6 protein-coding genes are annotated in these 8610 nt (G+C 66.4%); all 6 read right to left on the reverse strand.

Features of this window, described 5'->3' with window-relative positions:
- Positions 1 to 348: 348 nt before the first annotated feature.
- Genes ACNQPB_RS19310 through ACNQPB_RS19335 form a run of 6 tightly spaced genes read right to left on the reverse strand, consistent with a single transcriptional unit; the run spans position 349 to position 8480 of the window.
- A complete protein-coding gene (locus ACNQPB_RS19310) occupies positions 349 to 1995 on the reverse strand; it encodes an amidohydrolase (protein WP_498754046.1) in 1647 nt (548 codons plus the stop codon).
- A gap of 46 nt (positions 1996 to 2041) precedes the next feature.
- Positions 2042 to 4957: a DEAD/DEAH box helicase gene (locus ACNQPB_RS19315; RefSeq protein WP_498754041.1), complete on the reverse strand. Its 2916-nt coding sequence runs from the start codon at positions 4955 to 4957 to the stop codon at positions 2042 to 2044.
- 24 nt (positions 4958 to 4981) lie between these two features.
- Positions 4982 to 5776, reverse strand: coding sequence for a twin-arginine translocase subunit TatC (gene tatC / locus ACNQPB_RS19320; protein WP_498754042.1), 795 nt, complete (start codon positions 5774 to 5776; stop codon positions 4982 to 4984).
- 45 nt (positions 5777 to 5821) lie between these two features.
- Positions 5822 to 6082: a Sec-independent protein translocase subunit TatA gene (gene tatA / locus ACNQPB_RS19325; protein WP_498754043.1), complete on the reverse strand. Its 261-nt coding sequence runs from the start codon at positions 6080 to 6082 to the stop codon at positions 5822 to 5824.
- A 35-nt stretch (positions 6083 to 6117) separates the two neighbouring features.
- Positions 6118 to 6468, reverse strand: a complete 351-nt coding sequence (locus ACNQPB_RS19330; protein ID WP_498754044.1) for a hypothetical protein — start codon at positions 6466 to 6468, stop codon at positions 6118 to 6120.
- A 20-nt stretch (positions 6469 to 6488) separates the two neighbouring features.
- Positions 6489 to 8480, reverse strand: a complete 1992-nt coding sequence (locus ACNQPB_RS19335) for a helix-turn-helix transcriptional regulator (RefSeq protein ID WP_498754045.1) — start codon at positions 8478 to 8480, stop codon at positions 6489 to 6491.
- Between the last annotated feature and the right edge of the window lie 130 nt (positions 8481 to 8610).

An 8610-nucleotide genomic window follows, 5' to 3' on the forward strand; every position in this document is an offset into this window, starting at 1 on the left:
GGGTTCTGGCGCAACTCTCCATTATAGGACGGGCGCCGGTGCGAAAAGACCGCGGGCAGGTCCACGCACGCAGGGCCAGTGCCGTCCGGGCTGATGAAGCGCCGGCTGGACTGTTTTCTGCGTCGGTGGACCTGCCCGTTGATGAGTGCTGCAGCCCCGGCCCGTTTGTCCGCCGGGGCGGCCACAGGATCGGGATGCAGCCAAGGAGCCCGCACCTTCACCGTGACCCCCTGTTGACGATAAATGCTACGGACTACACAAATTCTGTCAAGCACTGCCTGAACTGGGGATTCATGCATTCCCCCAGTTCAGGCGGCACTTGTCCGGCGGATAATTCCGGAAAAAGGTTCACGCCCGGAGGGATTCGGCCGCGAAGAGTTCACGGCCTTCCCGCATTGTCTGCAGGCAGACCGGCCCTTTGCCGGTGTCCAGGGCCGGCAGGAGCGGTGTCCGCGCCCGCGGGTCAGTGCTCCAGGACTGGACCCGGCTGTCGGCCACTTGCACCATGAGTTCCTCGACCTCCCAGACGGCAAAACTGGCAGGGGCGCCCGGGACCAACTGCCCGAGCAGGGGGTTGCGCTGCCTCGTGGCACGCCAGCCGGCGCGGGTGTGGCCAAGGAACGCCGCACGCGCGGAGATCCGCTCCGCAGGGTTGCTGTGTTCCAGGCAGGCCCTGACGCTTGCCCATGGCCGCAGGGGCGTCACGGGGCTGTCGCTGCCGAACGCGAGGGGAACCCCGGCTGAATAGTAGGAGGCGAAGGGGTTCATGGCCTTGCTGCGGCCGCCGAGGCGTTGCTCGTACATGCCGCCGGGTGCTCCCCATTCGGCATCGAAAGCCGGCTGGGCGCTGACGGTGACGGAGTGTTTGGCGAGCCGGGCGATGGCGCCGGCGTCGGCCATTTCCACGTGCTCGAGGCGGTGTCCGGCCGCGCGGATACGCTGCTCCCCCACTTCGGCCGAGGCAAGGTCCAGGGCCTCCAGGGCTGCCTCCAGGCCGGCGTCGCCGATCACATGGAAGCCTGCCTGCAGGCCCAGCAGTGAGCAGGCTGCAAGGTGGCGGGCAGCCTCATCGACTGACAGGTAGAGGTTTCCATGGTGATTCGGTGAATCGGCGTAGGGCGCCTTGAGTGCGGCCGTCCTGGAGCCGATGGAACCGTCGATGTTCAGGTCGCCGGCAAGTCCCAGCACCGGAACGCCGAGCTCGTCAAGGATTCCGCGCGCTTCGTCCTCTGACCCTGCCAGCTGGCCCCAGTAAGGCAGGACTTCGGGCAGGGCCGTCCCCGAGGAGTTCCAGGCCACTGAGCTGCGCAGGTCGTCCATGCCGCAGATGTGCGGCGCCGCCATTTCCGCCAAGGCTACATAGCCATTGGCTGCAGCCTCCCGGAGGGCAGCCTCCTGATACGCCAGGCGGGCTGGTTCCGGAAGCCGGCGGGCCGCAAGCCGCGCGGCGGTGTGCGCCTCCCGCAGCACGTGCGCCGTGCCGTTCCATCCGTCCAGGCGCTCGAGGCCAGCCGCGGCGGCGAGGCCGTCTGAAACCAGGGCCGAATGCACGTCGACCCGTGACAGGTAGACGCTGCGTCCACCGGCAGCCCGTCCGAGTTCGGCCGCGGTCGGCAGTCCCGGGACATCCCAGCCGGACTCATCCCAGCCGTGGCCCAGCACCGGAGCGCCGGCATCAAGGGCAGCTGCGGCCCCGGCAACTGCGTCGAGGAGCCCGCCCGCGGAACGGACGCCGTCGAGCCTTAAGCCGGCGGCCGCGATCCCGGTTTCGGTGAGGTGAACGTGGGAATCGACGAAACCCGGCGCCAGCAGGGCGCCCCGGAGGTCAATGATTTCCATGGAGGAGTCCGCGATGGAGGAGGCCGCCTGCTCGGAACCGATCCACGCGACAGTGTCGCCGTCCACCACCATGGCGGTCGCGAAGGGATCGGCCGCCGAATAGACCGAGCCGTTGCGGTACATCGTCACTTTGCGGTCGGGCCGGCCGCCGGACATGGCGGAATTCTTCACGGGTGTCTCCTAGCTGAGGCGGATGCTGCGCTCACGCGACGTTTGAGTACGCCACGACGCCGCGGCGGACAAGGTCAATGGCTTCCCGGCAGATCCGGGAAAGGCGGGGTTCCAGGCCCGGGATCTTGGCCAGCTGGTCCAGCAAATCCACCACCTGCTTGGCCCAACGGACAAAGTCGCCGGCTGCGAGGTCCGTGCCGTTCAGCACGTCCTGGAGATGGCGGCCCTTGGCCCACTTGAACATCGGCCAGACCAGGCCCAGCTCCGGCTCTGCGGTGAGCGGAAGTTTGTTCTGCTCCTCGAGGTCTTCCAGGCGGGACCATTCCCTGATCACGATGTCCACGGATTCCTCCAGGGAAACGGAAGGCATCCGGGGCCTCAGGCCGCGGTCCTCCCGTTTGGCCTGGTAGACGAGAGCGCTGGCGAACGCGGCCAGTTCCGCGGCGTCAAGATCGGAAATTGCGCCCTGCCGGATCGCCTGCGAGATGAGCAGGTCCTTCTCGCCGTAGATCCTGCGCAAACGCTGCCCGTCGTCGCTGATGGCCAGGTGCCCGCCGCCCCGTGTTTCGAGGTAGCCGTAGGCCGACAGGACGTCGCAGACCCGGTCGAAGGTCTTGGCAATCGTGTTGGTCCGCCCTTGGATCTGCCGCGCCAGGCCGTCCGTTTCCAGGCGGAGCTTCCACCAGCGTTCGGACCAACGGGCATGGTCTTCGCGTTCGCTGCAGCCGTGACAGGGATGTGCGCGCAGTGCTTTGCGCAGGCCCGCGATCTTGTGCTCCTGGTCCGCAACATTGCGGTTCCCGCCGAAGTCCTCGTTCCGCGCTGCGCGCGCCGGCGGCCTGCCCTCCCGCACGGCGTCCCGAAGGGCCGATGCGAGATCGCGTCGGGATTTGGGAACCTTGGCGTTGAAGGACTTCGGAATCCGGATCCAGGACTCGGCACTGACCGGTCCGTCAACGTCGTAGCTGCTGATCCGGCGGAGCTGGCCATCTTCGGTAAGGATTGCCGGCCGTGGCTCGCGTGCCTGGCTGTCGGAGCTGAGGACGACGGCGTAGCCTGGGATCCGGCCGCCGCTCACCTTCAGCACGTCTCCCGGCATGAGCCGGGTGAGGGAGTCCTGGGTGAGGGATTTCCGTGCCCGGGCGTTGCTGCGCGACGCGGCCTTTTCGGCGTCGCTGAGTTCCCGCCGAAGGGTGGCATACTCCGTGAAATCGCCCAGGTGGCAGGTCATGGACTTGGCGTAGCCGGCAAGGGATTCCTCCCGTGCCCGGACCTGCCGGGCCAGCCCCACCACCGAGCGGTCCGCCTGGAACTGCGCGAAGGAGGACTCGAGGATTTCCCGTGCCCGGGCTCGGCCGAATTGCGCGATGAGGTTGATGCTCATGTTGTAGGTCGGCCGGAAGCTTGAGTTGAGCGGGTACGTCCGGCGGGAGGCGAGGCCCGCGACGGCGGCGGGATCGGTTCCCGGCTGCCAGAGCACCACCGCGTGGCCTTCGACGTCGATCCCACGCCGTCCGGCGCGGCCGGTCAGCTGGGTGTACTCCCCCGCGGTGATGTTGACGTGGGCTTCTCCGTTGAACTTGTCGAGCTTTTCCAGGACAACGCAGCGAGCGGGCATGTTGACGCCCAGCGCCAGCGTTTCCGTCGCAAATACTGCCTTGACCAACCCTTCCGCGAAGAGGGTCTCCACGACTTCCTTGAAGGTGGGGAGCAGCCCTGCGTGGTGGGCAGCGAGCCCGCGGAGCAGTCCGTCGCGCCAACCCCAGAAGCCGAGGACATCGAGGTCTTCAGCCGGGATGTCACGGCTGGCTTCGTCCACGCGCGACGCGATGATCTGCTGTTCGCGCTCGGTGGTGAGCCAGAGCCCGGCGGCTGCGCACTGGGCCACGGCTGCGTCGCAGCCGGCGCGCGAGAAGATGAAGGTGATTGCGGGCAGCAGGTCCTGCCGGTCAAGGCTGGCGATCACCTGGGGACGGCTGGCCTTGCGTACCGGGCTGCGCTGCGCGTCGCCGACCCGCTCCTCCCGTTGCCGGTCCTGGCGGCGCCTGCTGCGTCCGCCGTGCCCGAAGCGGCCGCGGAAGTTCATCTGGCTTTCGGCGCGCGCCATGGAGAGGAGTTCGGGGTTCACTTCGAAACCCGCTTTGGACCCGGTGGCCTGCTCTTTGCCCCGCCGGGAGACCGCTTCCTCCGCGGGACCGCCGTCGCGTTCGTTGCCCTCGGGGGCGGATGCGATTTCGTCGAAGCTGGTGTCGCCGGCGAAGAGGTCAACGATTTCCCTGCCCACCATGACGTGCTGCCACAGGGGTACGGGCCGGTGTTCGGAGACGATCACGTCGGTGTCGCCGCGGACGGTATCCAACCAGGCACCGAATTCTTCGGCGTTGGAGACGGTGGCGCTCAGGGAAGCTACCTGGACTTCGCTGGGCAGGTGGATGATGACTTCTTCCCAGACTGCGCCGCGGAAGCGGTCGGCGAGGTAGTGCACCTCATCCATGACCACATAACCCAGGTCCCCCAGGGTTTCCGAGTCCGCGTAGAGCATGTTCCGGAGTACCTCGGTGGTCATCACCACCACGGGTGCTTCGCCGTTGATGGTGGTGTCGCCCGTGAGCAGGCCGACGCTGGCCGCTCCGTACTTGGCTGCAAGCTCCGAGAACTTCTGGTTGCTAAGAGCCTTGATCGGGGTGGTGTAGAAGGCTTTCAGCCCGCGCTCCAAGGCCAGGTAGATGGCGAATTCGCCCACGATGGTCTTGCCGGCGCCGGTGGGCGCGGCCACCAGCACTCCCCTGCCTTCCTGGAGGGAGCGGCACGCCTCACGCTGGAAATCGTCGAGCTCGAAGTCCAATGTGCGGCTGAACGCACCCAAGTAGCTCTTGGCATCTGACGAGCGCTGCGCAGCCGCCCTGTATCGCTCTGAGTGCGACGCGGCCTCAGGGTGGTTGAACATGGTTCCAGCGTAGTCGTTTGGCGGCTACAGCTTGTCCAGATCGGAGGCGGACGTGGCGACGTCCGCTGTGGCCGCGGTTTCCTCCGCGAGTTTCACCTGCCGGCGGGCACGCCGCTTGTCGTTCAACAGGCAGAGACCGATGGCGGCGAAGAAGAGCAGAAGCATCGGGACGGCCAGGTAGAACATGCTCATGGCGTCCGCACCGGGCGCAGCCATGGCGGCGAAAAGGCACACAAGGAAGATGGTGATCCGCCAGCTCTTGATGAGCTGCTGTCCCTTGATGATGCCGGCAAGGTTCAGCCCCACCAGGATCACCGGAATCAGGAATGCAATGCCGAAGGCGAGCAGGAGCCTGATCACGAAGGCGAGATAGATGTCCGCGCTTATGAAGTTGGAGCCGCCCTCGGGCGTGAACTCCGTCAGCACCCGCACGGCGTTGGGAAGCACGAACCAGGCCAGCAGCACGCCTGCGACGAACAGGGGAACCGCAGCGGCCACGAAGGACAGCGCCAGCCGGCGCTCCTTCTTGTGCAGACCCGGGACGATGAACGCCCAGAGCTGGTAGATCCAGACGGGACTGGCGACGATGACACCCAGGAAGATCGAGACCTGGATCATCAGGTCGAAGGAGCTCGCAACGCCGTCGAAATTCAGCGCCGCGAGCCGGCCTCCGGTGTTGTTCAGGTCCTTGATCGGTTTGATCAGTGCAGCCAGCAGCGGCTGGTAAACGATGAAACCGACCACGGTCCCAACGATCACTGCAAGGGCGGACTTGAAAAGCCGGTTCTTCAGTTCCTTGAGGTGATCGAGCAGGGCCATGCGCCCTTCAGGATTGGCCTTCCGACCTTTCACTTCCACCACTCGTCAAACGCGGTTGCTTGGCGGGAGGTCGGTGTCCCCGCCGCTCTTGCCGTTCTGCTCCGGGTGGCCGACCACTTTGCCTTCCACGGGGGGTTCTCCAGCGGCCGCGTCGGACGAACCGTCCTTCTTCATTTCGCGGACCTCGGATTTGAAAATACGCATCGACTGGCCGATGCTGCGCGCCATGGACGGCAGCTTGGGCGCTGCAAAGAGCACCAGGGCCAGGACGACGATAATGACAATATGCCAGCCTTCAAGCCTCATGTGGGGAAGTCCTTTCGTTGGAATACATCCTACGTCTAACTGAATTCGATGTCGTGCAGGGATTGGGGTTGGCCCCGTTCCGCTTTGCGCTTAACACGCCTCTGCCGACGCAACTCCTGGCGGGAGGCCTTGGCCGCGAAGTAATCATGACGCATCTGTTCCGGCGAGGCAAAAACGGCGGAACCTGCCACCGGACGCCGCGTGCCGGCGTCGTCCTCCAAGGGTTCCGGGGCCGCCGGAAGGTGCCCGAGCTTCGCACCTGCTGCTGAAAGTTCATGCAACGTTCCCATGATCTTCCGGAACAGGCGGATGCCAAGCAACAGGTAACAAAGCAGCGAGACCGCAATCAACGCCACCCAGAGCAGGATCCATGACCACCAAGGCATATTAAGAGTCTAGCCAGCCCTCAGACGCCGTACTGCCCAAGGGCCGCCCTGACCCATTTCGCCGAGGCATCGGCCAGGACCGCGGGCTTCAGGACGCGGGCGGCGCCGCCATGCTGGGCGATGAACATCGGCAGCCAGTCAACGCTTCCGAACCGGACCTCCGCGAGGAGCCCGCCGTCCGGCAGTTCGGCGGTGCGTTCGGCGTAGTAGTCGTCCGCCAGATGGGCTCCCTGCCCGCTTAGCTGCAGGACCACCACTACGTCGTCGTCACTGGGTGTGTATAGCTTCACGGGAACGGAAGTCTCGGCACTGGCCGGGGTGGACACGGCTCTGCCGTTCGGCGAGAGCTCCTCGATGCGGTCGAGCCGGAAATTCCGGACGGCGGCTTTGCTGTGGCAGTACGCCTCGAAATACCAGGTGTTGTCCTGTGAATACATGCGCAGCGGATCCACATCCCGTTCCGAAACGGCATCGCGCTGCGGCGAGAAATAGCGCAGCGCAAGCTGCCGGCCATCCCTGATGGCTGTGGTGACCGTTTCGAAGAATGCCGCCTCCGCCGGCTCCACCGGAGGCGCGGCGAGGGAAGCTGCCACCCGCCCGGCCTCCCCTGCGGCACCGGCGAGCTTGACGGTGACCGACTCCAGGGCGCTGGCCTGCTCATCGCCCGACAGGCCGGCCTGGGCCGGAAGGTTGCCGAGCGTGGCCAGGCCGGTCAGCAGCGCGGAGGCCTCTTCCTCGCTGAAGCGCACCGGGCGGTTCAGTTCCAGGTGTTCATGGATGTAGACGTGCTCGTCTTCCCAGTCGATGTCGAAGAGGTCGTCCGGATAGCCTTCGGGAAGGCCGGAGCAGATGAGGATCTGGAGGTCGGCAATGAGCTCCTTGCGGCTGATCCCGAAACGGTCGGCCACTTCCTGGATGGGAAGGCCCTGGTTGTGGACCAGGAACGGAACGAGTTGCAGCATGCGGCTCAACTGGTCCTCGGATGTCCGCTTGCGTGCCCGCACGGACGCGGCGGGGAATTCAACCGGGACCTCCGGGCCGGACATGGCCGCTTCCGCCGCTTCCAGTCGGCGTACGACGGCGCTGCGCAGTTCTGCGGGCTCCGTAACCTTTACGTGGGGGCCGTAGGAGGCGAGCTCCTCCGCGAAAAGTTCACTGTCCCGGAACGGCACCGCGAACACATCGCGGCCGGCGTCCCGGGGCTTGCGGTCCGGAACCGGGATCGCGCGCTTGCGCAGGCCGAGGAGCCGGCCGGCCGCGACTTCGAGGATCGCGTCCTGCTGCGGCAGTTCGGCCAGCCCGTCCAGTTCCTTCCTCGCGTCGAAGCCGGCGGGCAGCTCGTAGCTGTCCTTGGTTTCAAGCTGCACGGGGCTGGTCATCCGGGACAGCCGGAAGAAGCGTTTCGCCCCGCGCGCCCGGTCGAATCCGACGAGGTACCACTGGCCGAAGCGGCTGCCGAGCCCCCAAGGTTCCACCCGCCGTCGCTCTTCCAGTCCTGTGCTCGCCGCCCGGTACCCGAAGCTGACCGGGTGGCGTGAGTTCAGGGCATTCACGGCTGCCTCGAAGGACGGTCCCGCGGGTTTGATCCGCGGCTGGACGCCCGCCGGAAGCTCCACCGCACCCAGGTCTCCGGACGCCTGCAGCTTCCGCAGTGCACTGGCCGCGGCACCACCGAGGGCGGCGCGTTCCCAGAGCATCGCCGCAAGGACCAGGACGGTGCCTTCGGCGGGAGTCAGATGGACGTCCGGCAGACGGTTGGACTCTTTGCCGATCCGGTAGCGGGTGGTGGCGGGATCCTCGGCGGCCAGGCCTGCCTCGGCGATCGTCTCAATCTCGAATCCGAAGCTGCGCAGCTCCGTCTTGTCCCGCTCGAACATGCGCCCGAAAGCCGCGTCGTTGCTGTCGTCGTCGTGATAGACCTTCTCCCGCAGGACAGCGCGCGAGAGGCCGTACTTCGTGTTCAGGAGCGCGAGAAGCAGGTTGAGGAGGCGTTCGGTACGTGATGCGGACACGGATGCAACGTTACTAAAGTCCCGGAGTTAACGAAGAAGGGGCGGGGGCGGGCCGCCGGGGGCGGGCCGCGGAGGCGCCCGCCCGGTGGGGTGGGGGGTGGGGGGGGCGGCCCCCGGCACCACCACCCAA

Origin of the sequence: Curtobacterium sp. LFS079 (assembly GCF_047977865.1) — a bacterium.
Lineage (GTDB): Bacteria > Actinomycetota > Actinomycetes > Actinomycetales > Micrococcaceae > Arthrobacter.